The 19,618-nt window shown below is 35.1% G+C and carries 13 protein-coding genes and 1 tRNA gene; 5 read left to right on the forward strand and 9 right to left on the reverse strand.

What is annotated here, in order from left to right; translation table 11 throughout:
- Positions 1 to 156 precede the first annotated feature (156 nt).
- From glgA to gloA, 6 genes are all read right to left on the reverse strand, one after another.
- Positions 157 to 1,596, reverse strand: a complete 1,440-nt coding sequence (gene glgA / locus CJ191_RS08290) for a glycogen synthase GlgA (RefSeq protein WP_102199496.1) — start codon at positions 1,594 to 1,596, stop codon at positions 157 to 159.
- Between the two features lie 19 nt (positions 1,597 to 1,615).
- Positions 1,616 to 2,815: a glucose-1-phosphate adenylyltransferase subunit GlgD gene (glgD, locus tag CJ191_RS08295; RefSeq protein WP_102199497.1), complete on the reverse strand. Its 1,200-nt coding sequence runs from the start codon at positions 2,813 to 2,815 to the stop codon at positions 1,616 to 1,618.
- Positions 2,808 to 3,944 carry a glucose-1-phosphate adenylyltransferase gene (locus CJ191_RS08300; RefSeq protein ID WP_102199498.1) on the reverse strand — a complete coding sequence of 379 codons (1,137 nt, stop codon included), beginning with the start codon at positions 3,942 to 3,944 and terminating at the stop codon, positions 2,808 to 2,810. The genes glgD and CJ191_RS08300 overlap by 8 nt, the downstream gene beginning before the upstream one ends.
- A gap of 111 nt (positions 3,945 to 4,055) precedes the next feature.
- Positions 4,056 to 5,999, reverse strand: coding sequence for a 1,4-alpha-glucan branching protein GlgB (glgB, locus tag CJ191_RS08305; protein WP_102199499.1), 1,944 nt, complete (start codon positions 5,997 to 5,999; stop codon positions 4,056 to 4,058).
- A gap of 37 nt (positions 6,000 to 6,036) precedes the next feature.
- The gene (locus CJ191_RS08310) at positions 6,037 to 7,323 is read right to left on the reverse strand and encodes an alkaline phosphatase family protein (RefSeq protein ID WP_102199500.1); all 1,287 of its coding nucleotides are present in this window, start codon (positions 7,321 to 7,323) and stop codon (positions 6,037 to 6,039) included.
- A gap of 339 nt (positions 7,324 to 7,662) precedes the next feature.
- On the reverse strand, positions 7,663 to 8,037 hold the full coding sequence (gloA, locus tag CJ191_RS08315) for a lactoylglutathione lyase (RefSeq protein WP_070468713.1): 375 nt from the start codon (positions 8,035 to 8,037) through the stop codon (positions 7,663 to 7,665).
- Between the two features lie 531 nt (positions 8,038 to 8,568).
- On the opposite strand from gloA, the gene CJ191_RS08325 reads away from it, so the two are divergent.
- Positions 8,569 to 9,507 carry a zinc ribbon domain-containing protein gene (locus tag CJ191_RS08325; RefSeq protein ID WP_102199501.1) on the forward strand — a complete coding sequence of 313 codons (939 nt, stop codon included), beginning with the start codon at positions 8,569 to 8,571 and terminating at the stop codon, positions 9,505 to 9,507.
- A 316-nt stretch (positions 9,508 to 9,823) separates the two neighbouring features.
- Positions 9,824 to 9,906 (forward strand) — tRNA-Leu (locus tag CJ191_RS08330).
- An 87-nt stretch (positions 9,907 to 9,993) separates the two neighbouring features.
- Here CJ191_RS08330 and CJ191_RS08335 read toward each other — a convergent pair.
- The 3 genes from CJ191_RS08335 to CJ191_RS08345 all read right to left on the reverse strand — a co-directional run bounded on the left by CJ191_RS08335 (position 9,994) and on the right by CJ191_RS08345 (position 14,437).
- Entirely contained in the window at positions 9,994 to 10,629 is a 636-nt protein-coding gene (locus CJ191_RS08335) for a CBS domain-containing protein (RefSeq protein ID WP_102199502.1), read from the reverse strand.
- An 84-nt stretch (positions 10,630 to 10,713) separates the two neighbouring features.
- The gene (locus CJ191_RS08340; RefSeq protein ID WP_070468708.1) at positions 10,714 to 11,925 is read right to left on the reverse strand and encodes an ABC transporter substrate-binding protein; all 1,212 of its coding nucleotides are present in this window, start codon (positions 11,923 to 11,925) and stop codon (positions 10,714 to 10,716) included.
- A 364-nt stretch (positions 11,926 to 12,289) separates the two neighbouring features.
- Positions 12,290 to 14,437, reverse strand: coding sequence for a Tex family protein (locus CJ191_RS08345; protein ID WP_102199503.1), 2,148 nt, complete (start codon positions 14,435 to 14,437; stop codon positions 12,290 to 12,292).
- A gap of 347 nt (positions 14,438 to 14,784) precedes the next feature.
- On the opposite strand from CJ191_RS08345, the gene CJ191_RS08350 reads away from it, so the two are divergent.
- The 3 genes from CJ191_RS08350 (at position 14,785) to CJ191_RS08360 (ending at position 19,402) form a co-directional block, all read left to right on the forward strand.
- Positions 14,785 to 17,499, forward strand: a complete 2,715-nt coding sequence (locus CJ191_RS08350; protein ID WP_102199504.1) for a cation-translocating P-type ATPase — start codon at positions 14,785 to 14,787, stop codon at positions 17,497 to 17,499.
- A gap of 264 nt (positions 17,500 to 17,763) precedes the next feature.
- Positions 17,764 to 19,077, forward strand: a complete 1,314-nt coding sequence (locus tag CJ191_RS08355; RefSeq protein ID WP_083272808.1) for a DUF1576 domain-containing protein — start codon at positions 17,764 to 17,766, stop codon at positions 19,075 to 19,077.
- Complete coding sequence (locus CJ191_RS08360) at positions 19,055 to 19,402, forward strand: hypothetical protein (protein ID WP_070468703.1); 348 nt, start codon at positions 19,055 to 19,057, stop codon at positions 19,400 to 19,402. Before CJ191_RS08355 ends, CJ191_RS08360 begins: the two co-directional genes overlap by 23 nt.
- Positions 19,403 to 19,618 lie beyond the last annotated feature (216 nt).

Raw genomic sequence — 19,618 nt, forward strand, 5'->3', positions numbered from 1 at the left:
ATAATGGAAATGAATGATAAATAAAAAAACCAAGCAATCAATGATTACTTGGAAATTATTCTCATCAGTCCGATTTGACGAAGAGCCCAATTTCATAATGAGTATTTACAAAAGTATTTAAGTAAATTAAAGTAAATTAAAGTAAATAAGTATTCTTTATAAAACTAGGTCTTCATACAAGCGAATATATTCTTTGGCCGGTTCACTCCACCTAAAGTCAGTCGCCATAGCCTGGTGTATTAATTGGAACCAAACATCTGGTTGATTTTCATAAACATCCAAAGCAATTGCAATAATATGAGCGAATATATCACCGGTGAAAATATTAAATGAAAAACCATTTCCCTCACCAGTGAATTGATTATATGGTTGAACTGTATCTAATAAACCGCCCGTTTCATGGACAATCGGTAAAGTGCCATATCGCATGGCAATCATTTGCGATAAGCCACATGGTTCAAATGCACTTGGCATAAGGAATATATCAGATCCTGCATATATCTGTTGCGCTAATTCAACATCAAAATCGATATAAGCACAGAATTCACCTGAATATTTCCACTCAAAATACCGGAAAGAATTTTCAAACCCTTCATCGCCAGTTCCTAATACAACTATTTGGATATTGAAATTTATCAGTAAATATTCTGCCTTTTCCTGCAATAATTGCATACCCTTTTGGTCAGTCAAACGTGTAACAACACCTAGTAAAGCCACATCAGGATCCACACTCAACCCTAGTCGCTCCTGTAGGGCGCGTTTGTTCAAAGCCTTACCGGTTTGAACTGTTGATGCATTATAATTCACGGTTAAATATGGGTCCGTTTCAGGGTTATTTTGATCATAGTCAATGCCATTAATAATCCCTGATAGTTTCCAGGCATTATATCGTAACTCACCATCCAATTTTTCTCCAAATTCTGGCGTTTGAATTTCTCGTGCATAGTTCGGACTGACTGTCGTCACCCTATCAGAAAAATTAATACCCGCTTTAAGATAATTTACTTGATCTTCTTTCTTAACACCATTTTCATGATAAAGAGCATTAGTCGTATTAAAAATGTCTTTCAAAACTGATGGATTCTGCCATCCTTGGAAACGAATATTATGAATAGTCAGCACCTTTCGAATATCTTTATAACGATCAATCCAGTGGTACCTATCTACTAACAGGGCTGGAATCATGGCTGTTTGCCAATCATTGACATGTATGATATTAGGAATGAAATCTATTTTCTCCATCATCTCAATCACTGCAATATCAAAAAATCCAAATCGTTCCCCATCATCATCTTGTCCATACAGTTGATCTCTATCAAAATAGGCTAGATTATCGATAAAATAATATTGAACACCATCAAGCGTGAGCGTTTTGATGCCAACATAAGCCGATTTATCACCTAATTCTACTCTAAAGTGTGTAATTTCGGTTACTTGTTCCTTATATTCTTCAGGCATTTGTGAATAGTAAGGCAATGCTACTCTAATGTCTATCCCTTGTTTCCGCAATTCCTTGGGTAAAGCATAAGCCACATCCCCAAGTCCGCCTGTCTTAAAGAATGGTGCGCCTTCAGCCGCTACAAATAGCACTTTCATAAAATCACCTTTCTTTCAATTAAAATCCTTTTGCTTTTTTTATTGTATAAGCAGGATGTTGAAAAGTTTTGTCAGATGCTGCTACATAAGTCCCTTTTGAAATTATAACTGGTTCCTCTGCTGTACCTATAATAACTGCACCAGGTTCAACCTCTACTTTTTTATCTAAAATAGCATATCGTACCGTGGCTCCTTTTCCGATTTTTGATCCTTGGAAGATAATCGCATCAGCAACTTTAGCATTTGGACCTACTTCCACATTACGAAAAATATGAGAATGCTCTACTTCGCCATAGATTTGACAGCCAGTACCTATTTGTGCATTAATCACATCAGCATGACTACCATAATATGTTGGTGAACCATTGTGTGCTTTAGTGATAATAGGCTGATCACCTTGAAATAATTGTGTAAAATATTCCCCATTTAACATCTGCATGCTGACATCATAGTATGATTTCACTGAATCTACGTTACCAACATAACCTTCATATTGAAAGCCTACCGTCTTATAGTCTTCCATATATTCAATGATCACTTCATCTAATTCTTTATAGTAGTTATTCTCTTCAGCACGATGAATCATTTCTAGTAACTTATCTGTTCTAACAAGCGCCATATTCATATCGTAATTAACAGTAGCTTGTGAAATTGGGGTAATTCCTTCTTTTGATAAACGTTCTACTTGTCCCTTTTCATTTAAGTGAATAATATATTCATTAGGATGATATTCAATTAATTCACGAGGCACTTCCGAATAAATACGGATGATATCAGCATCGCAATGATCAAATGCTTCAATTACTTCGTCTAAATGGATATTAGCAACGATTTTTGCACCTGAGACAAATACATATTCAGCATTTGAACGCTCAATAAATAAGTGATGATCATCATAGAATGGTCCTTTACGACTTGCTGCTTCATATAACGCACGTTTGTGGTTCATTTGCGAATATGTAAAAATACCACCAGTATAGTTGTCGAAATTCCATGCCTTACCCGAACGGATATGATCATATACAGATCGACCTGTTTCAGCCATAAATAAAGCAACAGAGCGAACACCAACATGTGATAGACTTGATAAATAGAAGTCTAAAATTCGATAACGGCAAGTAAATGGTAGGTTAGCAATAGGTCTATTTTCTGTTAATGGCATTAAATCGGTTGTAGATTCATTTAAATTTAAAATAGCAGTAACTTTATTTTTAACCATAATAATTTCCCCCTACTACTTCTTCATAACCTATGACAGCGATATTATCTGGCGTTCCAATAACAGAAGAACCATTCGAAACAACTGCGTCCTCACCAAGGATCGCATACTCAATCTTAACGTTCTCACCAATACTTGAACCTTTCATAATGATAGAATTACTAATAAGAGAATCCTTACCAACCAATACATTCGGTGAAAGAATTGAATTCAGTATACTTCCTCGGATGATGCATCCATCACAAATCATCGCATTCTCTACAACTGATTCTGTGGATAAAAATTGCGGTGTAGTCATCGTGTTTCTTGAGAAGATTGGCCATGCTTTATCGCGTAATTGTAGCGGATGGTCTTGATCGAGCACCTCCATGTTAGCTTCCCATAGTGAATCAATCGTGCCTACATCTTTCCAGTAGCCATCAAATGAATAAGAAAAAATTTTCTCATTATTATTTAAATAAGCAGGAATAACATTTTGACCAAAGTCTTCCATACCTTCTGGATCTTTCATTAAATATTCATGTAATTTTTCCCAGGTAAAAATATAAATACCCATTGATGCTAAATTACTCTTTGGACTTTTTGGTTTTTCTTCAAATTCAATAATTTTTCCTTCATCATCTGTATTCATAATCCCAAAACGGGAAGCTTCATCTATTGGTACAGGCTTTACAGCAACCGTACAATCTGCATTATTCGCTTTGTGGGCCGCTAACATAGGGGCATAATCCATTTTATAAATATGGTCTCCTGATAGAATTAAAACATATTCTGGTTGCTTACTGTCTATAAATGAAACATTTTGATAGATAGCATTTGCTGTACCATTAAACCACTTTTCTCCATCACTTGATGAGTAGGGCTGAAGAACAAATGCCCCACCATCTCGTGTGTCTAAGTCCCAAGAATCACCATTCCCAATATGGTCATTTAAAATCATTGGTTCATATTGCGTCATCACACCAACCGTTGTAATGCCTGAATTCATACAATTACTTAAGGTAAAATCAATAATTCGATATTTACCTCCAAAAGGAACAGCTGGTTTAGCTATACTTTTTGTTAATTTTCCTAAACGAGTACCTTTACCACCAGCAAGAATCATTGCAATCATTTCATTATTTAACATAATAATGGAGTTAAACTCCCTTCCCCCTTTTTTCAATAAGGCCCTACATATCAATAGTGGGTTCATTACATTCCAACAAAACTATGGTTACCAATTCATCAACTACTATCATTACTCTTGATTGACTGACGCCATTTCTATCTGGATATTATGGGGTGTCAATGCAAACGCAGCAAGCGATGGTAATATAATTCTTAGTGAATATGGTTGACCTTTATGTGGCACTTCTTCAGTTTCAAAAAAAGTACTTTGACTTTCCCAATTTCCACCAAATGTATTCATTTCACTATTTAAAATAACTTTATAAGTCCCTGGATAGGGCACACCAATTCTATAGTTATGACGCTCAATTGGTGTAAAATTAAAAGCACAAACTAAAATATTGCTAGTTTCTTTACCATGTCGAATAAAAGAAAGCGTTGTTTCTCGGTCATCATCTGCTTCAATAATAGTGATACCCTCCGTTTGGTTATCTTGTTCATGTAATGCTGGTAATGTTTTATATAAGTCATTTAATTTAGCAATATAAGCTTGAAACTCTGAATTAAATTCCCTATCTAACGATGACCATTCCAAGCCTTCATAAAATCGCCATTCCAAAAATTGGCCTATTTCATTTCCCATAAAGGATAGTTTTTTCCCTGGATATAGCAGTCGATAACCTTCAAGTACACGCAGGTTCGCAAACATTTCATAACGATTATGATTAGGCATTTTACCTAGGAGTGAATGCTTTCCATGAACAACTTCGTCATGAGAAAATGGTAAAATAAAGTTTTCGTTATGCATATACATAAAAGTGAAATTGATTAATTTATAATGATATGCCCTACCCGATGCATCTATACCAAAGAATTTTAATGTATCATTCATCCATCCCATATTCCATTTGAAGCTGAAACCTAAGCCTCCATGACTAGTTGGTTTTGTCACCCCGGACCAAGCCGTAGATTCCTCAGCAATCATCAGATAAGAAGCATCTCTTCTTAGAATTTCTGTATTTAATTTACGTAGAAATTCTAGTCCTTCAAGGTTTACATTATGACCATATTTATTAGGTTGCCATGGACCAATATCATAATCTAAATACAGCATATTAGATACTGCATCTACACGAATACCATCGAAGTGAAACGTTTCTAGCCAAAAAACAGCACTAGATATTAAAAAGGATTGGACCTGATTCCTACCTAAATCAAAATTCTTAGTACCCCATCTAACATTATTTGCTCGATTCGGATCTTGATACTCATAAGTCGGGGTACCATCATAATTTGCTAAAGCATCATCATTGACTACAAAGTGTCCAGGGACCCAATCAAGGATTACACCAATTCCTTCTTGATGACAAGCGTCCACAAAAGCCATCAAAGGGCCAAAATCATGACCAAACCTACCAGCAATCGAAAAATATCCGGATATTTGATAACCCCATGAAGCTTCCAGAGGATGTTCCATCAGTGGCATAAATTCAATATGTGTATAGCCCATCCTTTTTACATATGGAATTAACTCCCTTTGTAAGTCTGAGAATGTATATGCTGAACCATCTGCATGTCTTTTCCAAGATGCCATATGAACTTCGTAAATATTGATTGGACTTGCAAACATGTCCATTTTCTTTCTTTGTTTTATCCATTTTTGATCCTGCCACTCATATGACGGAATGTCCTGAATGACAGAAGCATTTTTTGGGGGGATTTCACTTGCAAAGGCAAATGGATCCTGTTTTTCCCGTCTTTCACCATGCTGATCTTCAATGACAAATTTATATAGGTCCCATTCTTTGGCATCTAGGCTTACAATCGTCCACGCACCGGTGTCTGCAACTTTTTTCATTTGCATTTCATTCCAGTCAGTAAAATCTCCTTCTAGATATACTGCTCTAGCCTTTGGGGCCCATACCGTAAATCGATAACCTTCTTTATGATTGAATAATTTTTTTGCGCCAAGGAATTTATATGCTTCATAATGATTTCCTATATTAAAAAAATACATTTCTTCTGCTAAGTGTATGTCTTGAACGGTAGTCTCAGCTTCTTTTTCTTTAGCCAAAATGATTCCTCCCTAATATAGCAAATTTCAATATTTGCTATTTGAATATTTGTTCTATAACTTTTCCCTCTACTGGTGTATTAAATGCTAAATCTAACATTGCGAGCATTGTCGGGCCTTCGTCTATTAGACGGCCTTTGGATATTGTTTCGCCCATTTTGATTTTAGGCCCTTTTGCCATAAACATTGTCGTGTAATTTTCTTTTTCAGGACTATAACCATGACTGGCTTTTAAAAATTTGACACCTGGAATACTTTTATTTGTGTCTTCCAATATTGGTCGCTCAATATCGCTCTCGAAATAATAACCTGCTTTAGCTTCAACTAACGCAAAGCAATTTGGATCAGCACCTAAAGCTATCGCCTCATTTTGACTATAAATCTTATCAATGTATGGAGCTAAAGGAGTGAGTAATGTTTTTAATTCATCCATTATAAAATCATCATGATTTTTTACATAGATATAGGTAGAACCGTCTGCTCCTTTAGCATATACGTCATAATCCTGAATCTTATTTTGCTTATCTATTCGAATTAAATCAGCATTTTTAAATAAGTGATTCGGTCGAATAACCGTATGCGTATCAATTTGATAATGATCTCCTAAAAGCACAACATGCGCATCTTTATATGCTTCTGTAGACTCAAGCGCTTTCATTAATTGGCCTAAATGATTGTCCATACGTTCAAGTGCTGCCTTTGATTCAGGTGATTTCACGCCATATCCATGCCTTGTAGAATCAAGGTCTACAAGATGAAGTGCTAACACATCTGGTTCTTCTTTTTTTATCGTATCAACTGCTACAGCAGTGACAAAATCATCCAATTCTGGTTGCTTAATACCTGATCTTAAATGGCCAAATTTATGATTTTTCTCGAGTAAATATTTAGGAGAAGATGCGAAAAGTGATACTGCTATCTGGGAGTGCCATTTTCGATTAGCAAAAATTTCTGCAATATTATAATCAATAGCAACACTTTTACCAGTAACGGGCCATAATATAGTGGATACAGTTAAACCATGATTACTGGCAATCTCAAACAAAGTTGGTGATTTAATATATCTGGTGTACCAATACCAATCGGGTGATAAAAGATCGGGTTGCAACAAAGTATTATTAATAATTCCATGGTCTTTGGGGTACTGCCCTGTCACTATAGATGTATGACACATATAAGTTAATGAAGGGTAAACAGTTTCTACGTTCTCAACTAAGGCTGCTTCCTGACGAAATTTATTAAAATTTGGTAACGTTAAGGCGTAAGCCAAATCATCACTTCCAAAGGCATCTAAACTAACAATAACTAATTTCTTATTTGTCATTAAGTCCCCCCTATATAAAATAATCATATATATAATTATAACTTAAAAATTATTTGGTTGGAATGAAAAAGCTTTCATTATATGATAAAAAAAAGCGAGGACAAAAATGTCCTCGCTCTCCAAGACTAGGGTCTCAGCTGTTCACATCAGCTTTTGACCAAGTACCCACTTCCTGTGGTGACTTTCATCGTGTACTTTCTTTAACTACATGCACAGACTTACAGTATGCTGTGCGTGTCGCCTCATCGCATGGAGTAAGTCTAACATGAAGTTACATAGAAAACAATCCTTTTTTTGTCAGTTAAAGCTTTACATGTTAAAATTCTTGAATTGTCAATATTATAAGCGAATCACTTCAATTTTATAACCATCTGGATCAGTTACAAAGAAATATCTTGGTTTTGTATCTCCTGGTAATTGTTTTAATTCAGTGACATCAAAGCCTTTTTCACTATGTTCTTTATGTAGTGATTCTAAATCTTCCACCGCAATCGCAATATGTCCATAGCCGTTACCTAAATCATAAGCCTCTGATCCATAGTTATATGTCAACTCTAACTCATAATCATCATTAGGTAATGATAAATAGGTTAGTGTAAATTCATGTTCAGGAAAATCTTTTTCTTCCGCAACTTCAAATCCAAATGCTTCTTGGTAAAATGCTTTTGATGCCTGTAAATCTTTCACACGATAGCAAGTATGTGCCATTTTCATTTATGCCATCTCCCTCTCTATTACTTTCTTATCTATTGCTAATTATAGTTTAGCAAAGATTGTTAAAAAAATTAACCGAAATCTTATTTTTTATCTAAAAAAGCGCAAATTCTATTATAAGTGATCAATTATCCTAAAATATGGATAATTCTCACGGATAATTTCTGTTAAAATTCCCTTCGTTAATCTCTTCAATTCTTTTGAAATATACACAGGGAAGGATTGGTAAATCCTTACCCAATTTGTCCAAAAATGGCTGAGATATTTCTTGATCAAATGGTATGTATAGAAAAAATTTCTCTTTTTGCATAGAAGATCTATCACAATTCCAATCCATCTTCTTTTTTTTGTCACATTTAGCGATTCAATGTGTGTTTTTGGATCTACTTTTTACACCTTTAAAAAACAATAAAATTCTTTAGAAATGTACAGTCTCTTTCAAAACTATGTTATCATGATATGAAGTAAAACACACTTTTAAGCATATTAATTACTAAAAAGTGTGATGCAGAGATAAGGAGTACAAAAACGATGATTTGTCCAAATTGCCAATCGGCTATTCCATCAAATGCGCAAATTTGCCCACAATGCGATCATATTATGATCAATCGAGACATGGATGACAATTTACATGATACGATTGAGATCCCAACAGCAAGATATTCCAATGAAATGACTGAGCATGACGATCAATACACTTCCTATGAGGAGTTGAATAATTCTCCTATTCAAGATACCACCAATAAAGACAAAGGAGATAAAAAGACCAAGAAACCTTTCTTTTCATTTGGAAAAAATCATAAACAAGATAAGAAAAATGAAGATGAAGGGCCTAGTCGCCGAAAAAATAAAAAAGCTGAGAACCGTTTGACATCTTATATTAATTACTTATTGTCTTATATCAAAAAGCCAATTCAATCGCCATCATCCAACGAATTTAATGATAATCCAAATCATGGTATCACAAGTTTACTTTTATTAGCTATTCTAAATACAATATCTATTACATCTTTAGCTAATTACTTTGTGTCACATTATGAGTGGTTTGCAGACTTATCTGTATTACCTAATCTGGATTTTGATTTTGTTGCTTGGCGATTCGGATTAAAAACCTTTGTATTCTTAATTATTACCTTATGGTTATTACCAGCTATTATTCATTTATTCAATCGGAATAATGCATCAGAAAAAATTAGCAACAATATTTGGCTAACTCATTTTTTTGGTATGAATAGTATTTCAGTGGTTGTAGCTTTCATTTGCTTTTTAATTTCCCTATTATCACCTTTATTTTTCATGATTATTGTCCTTTTATTTTCTCTAATGCAAATTGCCTTGCTAATTATAACTTTATCTATTCACTTCTTACAGTCAGGTAATGTTAACAAATCAAAAACATTTTATAGCATATTGAGTGTATTACTATTATTCTTTATAGCGGTTATTTTCTTAGTTGGTTTAATATATTAGTATTCTTTTAGGTTTATTTATTTATCTTGATATGTAACTTAAAGCGATTACTAGTAAGGCAACCTGTAGTAATATTTACATATCGCTACAGGTTGCCTCTTCTTTTAACCATAATCAAGCTGATAATATTTATCTCTACAGCATTAGTGACACTAACGCGTCAGTTACTTATATTTTATTCTCTTTAACACGCTAGTCTTGGAATGCTATGTGATTTTTCTAAACATATTGCAAAATAGTCTGCATCTTTATATAATAATGTATGTGATATTTATTGAAGCTATTCATAATATTATCACTAGACATTTAAAAACTTGCGGTCATGGCGGAATGGCAGACGCGCTGCCTTGAGGGGGCAGTGAGATTACTCTCGTGCAAGTTCAACTCTTGTTGACCGCATTTATATACTTTCAAATACTAGCCAGTAATAGCGGGATTATAAAAAGTGGTTTAGATGACAATATCTAAACCATTTTTTTAGTATTTTTATAATGTAATGACTTCGTAACCTGCATTTTCAATTGCGACTCTTGCAGCTTCACCTTTACCACTATGTACTTGAATGGTAATTTCAATACCCTCTTCATCATTAACGAAAATATGGGAAACACTAACATTTGCGTCTGCCAATACTTTCGTAATTTCTGAAAGTACACCTACTTTATCTTCAATGACTTTTACCACAATTCGGCTACTCACATCATCTGGTTGGTAACCCGATAAATCAATCAAGGCTTTAAAAATATCTTTATAAGTTACAATACCTTCTACGACTTTATTATCATCAACAATTGGTAGCACACGTAAGTTATGCTTGCGCATATACTCTGCAGCTTCTTCTACCATCCATTCAGTAGTGGCTGTTGCGGCTTGCTTATCCATAAATTTTTCAACATTTGCTTGGGAAAGAATGTAGTTTAATTCATATATACTCAAGCTTGTTGCATCCGAAGCAGATTTTGCATCAATAATATCTTGAGTTATTAAACCAACAAATTGTCCATTAGATGTAACTGGAAGATTATGAATTTTGTGACTTTCCATTTTTGTCACAGCCTCTGTCACAGAAGTCTCTGGTGAAACAGTAATTACATCTTTACTCATATATTGTTTGATTTTCATGAAGGTCCCCCCTATATATGTCAATAATATTTAAGTGCTTACATATATTTTATCATTTACCTAAGTAAAGTACAGATTTTAATATTATTTCGGTTCAATTACAGTAACATTCTCAGTCGGCTCACCATTCATTACTTCTTGAATATACGCTGGTGCAGAGACATTATGTTCTTCATCAAAAGAAATATCGTAAGCAATTCCTTCGAACCCTTGTGTTTTACCAATCGCTTCTTTTATGGCTTTTGGATCTGTAGAATCAGCTTTATCTATAGCATCCATCACCATATTTGCTGCATCATAAGCTACTGCAGAAAACATATCTGGTTCTGTCCCAAATTTTTCTACGTATGCATTGTAGAAGTCTTGAACGTCTTGATCAGCATCTTCTGTAAAAACAAAATGAGCTACATAATAGACATTTGTCATATTCTTTGCACCTGCAAGTTCAACGATATTTTGATTTCCTAAGCCATTTGGTCCTACAATGGCAATATCAATACCCATTTCTCTGGCTTGCTTAATAATTGGACCCGCTTCTTGATAATAGCCAGCAATAAAGATGACATCAGGTTGTTGCGATTTTACATTAGTTAGGACAGAACTAAAGTCCGTATCTCCAGAAATATACGATTCATCAATTATCACATCCCCTTCAAAATGATCTACAAAAATATCAGTTAAATTTTGTCCATAGTCTGTAGAGTTGTCTTTCAGTACGGCAGCCGTTGAATAGCCATTTTGATTTGCAAATTCAGCAATTGCTGCACCTTGAAAGGAAATTTCAAAACTTGTGCGATAAAAATACTCCCATACTTCTCCCGTTTTTGAATTAATTGTCGCATCATCGACGGTTGTAGTTGCAGATACAAATGGTACCTCTGCATTTTCAGCCACAGGTTGTGTAGCAAAAGTTAAGGCTGCGGTTGCAGGTCCTAGGACTACTGAATTTCCTTGCTCAATTAAATATGTCATACCCGTCGCTGCTTCTTCAGGAGTGCCTTTATTATCATAAGAATGATAGTAAACTTCTTTTCCATCTATACCACCCGCATCATTTCGCTGTTCAACAGCTAATTGAATTGCATTATCTTGGACTACACCATAAGCAGCAGTTGCACCAGTTAACTCCCATAATCCTCCAATATTAACTGCAGCTGAATCAACATAATCTTCCGCTGATGAAGTAGACGAATGATCATTATTCGAGGTGACGGTTGTTGCTTGAGTACAACCTATACCCATTATTGTCACTGCAAAAATTATTGTTAGTATTTTAGCAAATTTCATTTTTTTCATAAAGATTTCTCCCATCTATTTGTAAATATTATTAGAATTCAAAGTTCAACCAAAGATATACACCAGTTTAAGAAAATAGTTAACAAAAACGCCGGCTCGTTAATACGGGCCGGCGTCTTAGTTAAGAGCCCGTATTTCACGAGAAATAGGACTCTACTATAGTATGGTAGAATCCTCAGTTAACTAATAATAATAATAAATTTTGGTGTGGGCATGTAGAAACAAGTTCTACTTGAATTTTAATCTGTTCAGTCATCATTGTTTCTACCTCCCCTTCTTTGAGTTAACTTAAATATAACAAATTCAATGGAATAATCAAGTGTTTTTTAATTATTTTTTAATTCATTTCTAATTTAAAATCAGATTATTTAATTTCAAGCATACTTAACCCGATTCTACCTTTTTTATCATCCACATCTGACACCCATACTTCAACAATATCACCAACTGATACAATATCACTTGGATTACTTACATATTTTGAAGACATTCTTGAAATATGTACTAAACCATCTTGCTTAACACCAACATCAACAAAAGCACCAAAATCAACTACGTTTCGTACGGTTCCTTGTAATTTCATACCCACTTTTAGATCTTTTAATGATAGAACGTCAGATCTTAAAATTGGTGTAGCTACGTCTTCGCGTGGGTCACGTCCAGGAGTCAATAAGGATTTCTGTATATCAAGTAAGGTTTCTTTTCCAATTTTATAAGTTTCAGACAGAGACGATAAATCTACAGTTGCAATTTTTCTTCTCGACTCTTCTGTTTGGAGTTCCTCTAATGAAATATTTAAGTCATTTAAAATCTTTTTAACTGTTTTATAATTCTCAGGGTGAATACCAGTATTGTCTAAAATATTATCACCATCAGTTATTCTGATAAAACCAACCGCTTGTTCATAAGTTTTCGGTCCTAATCGTTTCACTTTCTCTAACTGTTTTCTATCCGTAAAGACACCATTCTCATTACGGTAGGCTACTATATTTTTGGCAACTGCCATAGACAACCCAGCTACATGACTTAATAATGATGCAGAAGCTGTATTTAGATTTACGCCCACACGGTTTACAACAGTTTCAACGGTAAAGTCAAGCGTTTCTGCTAGTTCTTTTTGCGATACATCATGTTGATACTGGCCGACACCTATAGCTTTCGGCTCTATCTTCACTAACTCAGCTAACGGATCCTGTAAACGTCGCGCAATAGATACTGCTGAACGTTCTTCAACGTTATATTCTGGAAACTCTTCTCGGGCGATTTCACTTGCTGAGTAAACGGAAGCCCCTGCTTCATTCACAATACTGTATACTATGTCTAAATTATTGTCTTGTATTTGTTCAGCAACAAATTGCTCTGATTCTCGACTAGCAGTTCCATTACCAATCGCTACCATCTCAATTTCGTACGCATTAACCAACTCGAGGAACTTTTTGCTAGCTTCTGCTTTTTTATTTACTGGTGCATGTGGGTAAATAACATCTTTAGCCAATACTTTACCTGTCGCATCTACAACTGCAAGTTTACATCCTGTTCTAAAAGCCGGGTCCAATCCCAATACCACACGACCTTTTAATGGTGGTTGCATCAGTAAATTACCTAAATTAGTAGAGAAAGTTGCAATGGCATGTTGCTCAGCTGTTTCCGTTAACTTCGAACGTATTTCCCTTTCAATAGAAGGTTTTAGAAAACGGTCTAAAGAATCTTGAATAGCTGATTGTATTTCACGTGTTGATACTGGGCGACCTTTTATAAAGCGATTGACTAAATATTCAATAATCGGGAACTCATCTGCCTCAATTGCAACATTTAAAATCTTTAATTTTTCAGCCCGATTAATGGCCAAAACTTGATAGGGCTTCACATTTTGAATATTCTGGCTGAAATCATAATAGATTTCGAAAATTGCTTTTTCATCTTCTGCATTCTTACGTTTCTGACTAGTAAGTTTACCTTCTTTTAAGGTATATTTACGTAACCATAAGCGAATATCTGCATCTTCAGCAATCCATTCAGCCATAATTTCATGAGCACCAGCCAAAGCTGATTTCGTATCTTGAATCTTATCATTTAGGAATTTTTCAGCTTCAGCCTGTACGTTACCTGAAGTCGGTGATGAAAATAGCCATTTTGCTAATTCTTCTAGACCATTCTCTTTCGCAATTGTCGCTTTAGTACGGCGCTTTTGTTTATATGGCGCATATAAATCTTCTACTGTTTGCAAAACAGTTGCCTTTTTAATTTTGTCCGCTAGTTTATCGGTTAACTTTCCTTGTTCTTCAATATTCGCAAGAACCGATGCCTTTCTCTCCTCTAACTGTTTCGTATATTGGTAAGCATGTTCAATTTCTCTAATTTGAACTTCGTCTAATGACTGCGTTACTTCCTTACGATAACGCGCAATAAAGGGGACGGTATTACCTTCTTCCAACAGTCCCAATACATTTTCAATTTGTTGCTTGTTAAAGGGTAAACTTTGATTAATTATTTGAATGTAAGATGATTCCATATTCAACACCTTTCTTTTTTCGCGAACAATAATTATACCCCAAAAGTATAACTTTTGCTATTCTTCATATTTTGACGTTATTAACGCATTTTATTTTCGGCTAATTATTGCAATTCTATTCTAAATAAAATATAATTGTGTTAACTTAAACAGTTCCATGAGGGAGTAATCAGCGATTATTATATCGTGGCGGCGCCAACATATACGGCAGATATCTGCCGGTGCCGTCTTAAAAGATGAGACTTATGGCTATTTCTCTATCGAGGAGTAGTCATAGGTCTTTTTTTGAAAAACTATCTCAGGTGCCTGCTTTAGGGAAAATAATTTAAAGGATGGAGAGATGATTAATGTCAGAAGAAAAGAACAATCAGTCTTTCTTCACTCAAGATACTGATCAAGTATTCACATCATTAAATTCTTCCACAGAAGGTTTAACAGATGCTGAAGCTGCTAGTCGCTTAGAGAAGAATGGACCGAATGAAATTAAGGAAGGTGAACGCAAATCTACCTTACAGAAGTTCTTGGATCAATTTAAAGATTTAATGATTATTATCTTATTAATTGCTGCAGCGCTTTCTTTAATTTTAGAAGGTATGCACGGTATGGTAGATGCTATTATCATCCTTGCAGTTGTATTAATTAATGCAATTATGGGTGTTGTTCAAGAAAATAAAGCTGAGGATGCAATTGACTCTCTTAAAAAAATGTCTTCACCTAAAGCAAACGTTCGACGCGACGGGGAAGTTCAAGCGATTAATTCTAAAGATATCGTTGTTGGTGATATTGTAATTCTAGAAGCTGGTGACGTAGTTCCTGCAGATATACGCCTATTTAAAGCGAGTTCATTACAAATTGAAGAAGCCGCTTTAACCGGTGAGTCAGTACCAGTGACAAAAGATATTGTACCAGTGGAAGCTGACGCAGGTATTGGTGACCGTTTAAATATGGGATTCTCTTCTACTAACGTTACTTATGGTCGTGGTGAAGGTGTCGTCACAGCAACAGGTATGGATACTGAAGTTGGTAACATTGCTGAAATGTTAGACAATGCTGAAGGCAAAACAACCCCATTACAAGAAAATATGAATGGGTTAACTCGTTTCCTTACTTATGCAATTGTAGTTATTGCTGTTGTGATCTTTGTTTTAGGTTTATTACGTGGATTTAACTGGATTACAATGCTATTAACAGCCATCTCAATTGCAGTAGCTGCCATTCCTGAAGGTTTACCAGCAATTTCAACAATTATTCTTGCATTAGGTACACAAAAAATGGCTGATCGGCGTGCTTTAGTACGTAAATTACCGGCTGTAGAAACCCTAGGTGGTACTGAAGTTATCTGTTCAGATAAAACTGGTACGCTTACACAAAACAAAATGACCATCGAAAAAGTATACTACAATGGTAAATTACATGACGCTACAGAGGATATTGACCATAACGAACCCGTTTTTCGCGTAATGAACATGGCTAATGATGCTACTATCGCTATAGATGGTTCATTAGCTGGTGACCCTACTGAAACAGCAATGATTCAATTTGGGTTCGATAAAGGTTACGATGTTCGTGAAACCATTAAAGTTCAACCTCGTGTTGGTGAAGTACCGTTTGATTCTGACCGTAAAATGTCTACAACAGTTCACGAAACTTTGGGTGAAGAGCAATCACATGGCAAATATGTTTCAATGACTAAGGGGGCACCTGATGTTATTATCGACAAATGTACACACTATGTGAATAAGGGTGAAATTCTACCATTAGATGAAACAGCGCGTAAAGAACTGTTAGACGCTAACCATGGTATGGCAATTCAAGCATTGCGTGTATTAGGTATGGCTTACCGTTATATTGATGAATTACCAGCTGAATTGAATACGGAGTCTCTGGAGCATGATTTAATCTTTGCTGGTATGGTCGGTGAAATTGACCCTGAACGTCCTGAAGCTCGTGACTCAATTGCTACAGCAAAACAAGCTGGTATCCGTACAGTTATGATTACTGGTGACCATAAAGATACTGCTGCAGCTATCGCAGCTCGTTTAGGCATTATTGAAGAAGGTCAAGAAGAAGCTGTTACAACTGGTGCACACTTGAATGAAATAACAGATGAAGAATTAGCTGCGAATGTTGAAAAATATTCTGTGTATGCACGTGTATCTCCAGAACATAAAGTTCGTATCGTATCTGCATGGCAGTCACATGATAAAGTGGTTGCAATGACGGGTGATGGTGTTAACGATGCGCCTTCGTTAAAACAAGCAGATATCGGTATCGGTATGGGAATCACTGGTACAGAAGTTTCTAAAGGTGCTTCTGACATGGTGCTTGCTGATGATAACTTCGCCACTATCATTACCGCAATCGAAGAAGGACGTAAAGTATTCTCAAATATCCAAAAAGCTGTTCAATTCTTACTTTCAGCTAACTTGGGTGAAGTAATGACTTTATTTGTGGCAACTATGCTTGGATGGACAATTATTGAACCAATTCACATTTTATGGATTAACTTGGTAACTGATACCTTCCCTGCAATTGCTTTAGGTCTTGAAGCAGCAGAATCAGATGTTATGGAACACACACCTCGTGGACGTTCTGGTAACCTATTATCTAATGGTGTATTACCTTCAATTATTTACCAAGGTATCTATGAAGGTGGTGTAACCCTATTTGTATTCTGGTTTGGACGTTACCACATGGGTGTACCTTTGGAAGATGCTGAAGCCATGGCTTTTCTAACCTTAGCATTTATCCAATTATTCCATGCATATAACTCGAAATCAGTATTCAAATCATTATTTGCTTCAAATCCATTTGACAATAAGTGGTTGAATATCGCAGTACTAGCCTCAACAATGTTAATGTTAATTACTGTATTCGTACCTGGTTTAAATGACGCCTTTGGTACTGTTCATTTATTAGGAGACCCAATGGCACTGCAAATGTGGACTGTTATCCTATTAGGAGCTGCTTCAGTCGTACTTTACGTTGAAATCAGCAAATTTATTATTCGTACAACTGATTTAGATAAAAAATTTGATGTCAGTTCAGAGTTAAATAAATAACGATTTATCCACTTACTTTTAAACTAAAAAGGGTTATGACAGCTTTGTCATAGCCCTTTTTGATTTGAATAAAACAAATATTAGTAGAATGAAATTTCGTTCCGATATGTCATTGACAAAACTAATTATCTTCGCATAAATAATAATACTTTTTCGTTTATGCATTATTTGTGTTTGCATTTTTTGTTTGTCTACCTATCAACTTCTTGATAGTATATATAAATAATCAATAAATTTTCATTTTAATAATAAAGGTGGTTTTAAATGCGTAAAATGCTCAACAATCAGCTATATCGTTTTTTACATCTATTCTTCGGTAAAACAGAAATAAAACCCTTGTTCTTTTATACAGTAGCAAGCATTTTTATATTATTTGGTCTAAGTGTTCAATCACCTAGTTCTTTGATATCTGGTTATTGTACGATCCTCTTATCACCAAGTAATCTAATAACAGACTACTTTGAAGTTGGTGGCATCGGTGCGACTTTTCTAAATGTTGGGATACTTACCTTAGCCAATACTTTTTTTATACATCGTAATGCACCTAAAATTACGGGACCATTATTAGCTGCTGTATTCACAGTTATGGGATTTTCTTTCTTCGGAAAAAACTTATATAATTCGATTCCTTTTCTAATCGGTACTTATCTTTATAGTAAGTATGCTGATACGCCGATTGCTAACTTACTATTGGGTGCCCTTTTCTCATCTGCACTAAGCCCTGTAGTATCCTTAATCACATTTGGCCAGGGATTACCAATTTTCATAGGTATGCCAATTGGTATATTGGCGGGTATCATTATTGGTTTCGTGATTCATCCAGTTTCATCTAGCTTTCTACGATTCCATCAAGGATTTAATTTATACAATATTGGCTTCACTGCTGGCGTGATCGGTTTAGTGATTGCCTCAATTATGCGGGTTTTTGAATTACCAGTAACTTACGACATTGAACCACAACAATTATCTAGTTCACTTGTTACTTGGTTCTTTATCCTCTTTTCACTGGTGCTTTTCTTATCTGGATTTATCTTGAACAATTATTCATTTAAAGGGTATATGAAATTGCGTAAAGCTTCTGGACAATTAATTTCAGATGTGGTAATTGAATTTGGTACCCCCATTACCTTAATGAATATGGGTATTCTCGGTTTAATTGCTATTGGATATGTGCATATTGTTAATGGGCATTTAGAGGGTGCAGTGGTTGGTGGTGTCTTGACCGTTGTAGGTTTTGCAGCGTTTGGTAAACACCCCTTTAATATTATTCCTATCATGGCTGGTATATATTTGATGCAAATTGCCATGCATATAGATAATCCGAATACAACAAGTGCATTATTATCCGCATTATTCGGTACTACTCTTGCACCAATTGCTGGATATTATGGATGGGGTGCTGGCCTTATTGCTGGTGCCCTACATGCTGCCGTCGTCAATAATACTGGTGATGCCCATGCCGGCTTAAATCTATATAATAACGGATTTTCTGGAGGGTTCGTCGCAGCTTTTCTTGTTCCTATATTTGATGTCATAAAGGAGAGAATGAACAAAAATGAGAGAATACGCAAAGGTTAATCGTATTGTATCAGAATTTATGAATTTATTTGATGACTATGAAATTAATAGATACCAAATGGATTTATGTATTGCGGCTGATAAACAATCTACTTCTGTCATTAAATTTGACGGTAAAAAAGCTGATCTTCCACAATCTTTTATTGATCTATTAGATGACTTAAATGCTAAAAGACAACCTGAAATTGAATATTATTATGAAGATCTTCTAGGCATTCGTAATGATACTTTTAATACGGAAATTCTAGCTGCGGTTATCGATTATGTTACTTTTGATGTTACAGATATGGGATTTAAAATCTATATTGAGCGTGTATATCGCTAGAAACATTGTTAAAAGTTAATCTTCATTATAAAAAACGTCCATCTAGGATACGAAGCCTAGATAGACGTTTTTATTTTGGTTCTATGATAAATAGTGTTGGTGGGAAATTCTTAGGAATTTCCGCCAGCACTATTTTTGGGTATACAAAAAGGCCATGAAATCCTAAAATAAAGTAAATCACCACAATATACTTGAAAGAAGGAAAATTCATGACCT

Origin of the sequence: Aerococcus viridans (genome assembly GCF_002871935.1) — a bacterium.
Taxonomy (GTDB): Bacteria; Bacillota; Bacilli; order Lactobacillales; family Aerococcaceae; genus Aerococcus; species Aerococcus viridans_B.

Excerpts from the sequence above, each read along its gene's own strand:
- glgA (WP_102199496.1), bottom strand. The coding sequence starts at position 1,596 with ATGAAAGTGCTATTTGTAGCGGCTGAAGGCGCACCATTCTTTAAGACA.
- glgD (WP_102199497.1), bottom strand. The coding sequence starts at position 2,815 with ATGGTTAAAAATAAAGTTACTGCTATTTTAAATTTAAATGAATCTACA.
- CJ191_RS08300 (WP_102199498.1), bottom strand. The coding sequence starts at position 3,944 with ATGTTAAATAATGAAATGATTGCAATGATTCTTGCTGGTGGTAAAGGT.
- CJ191_RS08310 (WP_102199500.1), bottom strand. The coding sequence starts at position 7,323 with ATGACAAATAAGAAATTAGTTATTGTTAGTTTAGATGCCTTTGGAAGT.
- gloA (WP_070468713.1), bottom strand. The coding sequence starts at position 8,037 with ATGAAAATGGCACATACTTGCTATCGTGTGAAAGATTTACAGGCATCA.
- CJ191_RS08325 (WP_102199501.1), top strand. The coding sequence starts at position 8,569 with ATGATTTGTCCAAATTGCCAATCGGCTATTCCATCAAATGCGCAAATT.
- CJ191_RS08335 (WP_102199502.1), bottom strand. The coding sequence starts at position 10,629 with ATGAAAATCAAACAATATATGAGTAAAGATGTAATTACTGTTTCACCA.
- CJ191_RS08340 (WP_070468708.1), bottom strand. The coding sequence starts at position 11,925 with ATGAAAAAAATGAAATTTGCTAAAATACTAACAATAATTTTTGCAGTG.
- CJ191_RS08345 (WP_102199503.1), bottom strand. The coding sequence starts at position 14,437 with ATGGAATCATCTTACATTCAAATAATTAATCAAAGTTTACCCTTTAAC.
- CJ191_RS08350 (WP_102199504.1), top strand. The coding sequence starts at position 14,785 with ATGTCAGAAGAAAAGAACAATCAGTCTTTCTTCACTCAAGATACTGAT.
- CJ191_RS08355 (WP_083272808.1), top strand. The coding sequence starts at position 17,764 with ATGCGTAAAATGCTCAACAATCAGCTATATCGTTTTTTACATCTATTC.
- CJ191_RS08360 (WP_070468703.1), top strand. The coding sequence starts at position 19,055 with ATGAGAGAATACGCAAAGGTTAATCGTATTGTATCAGAATTTATGAAT.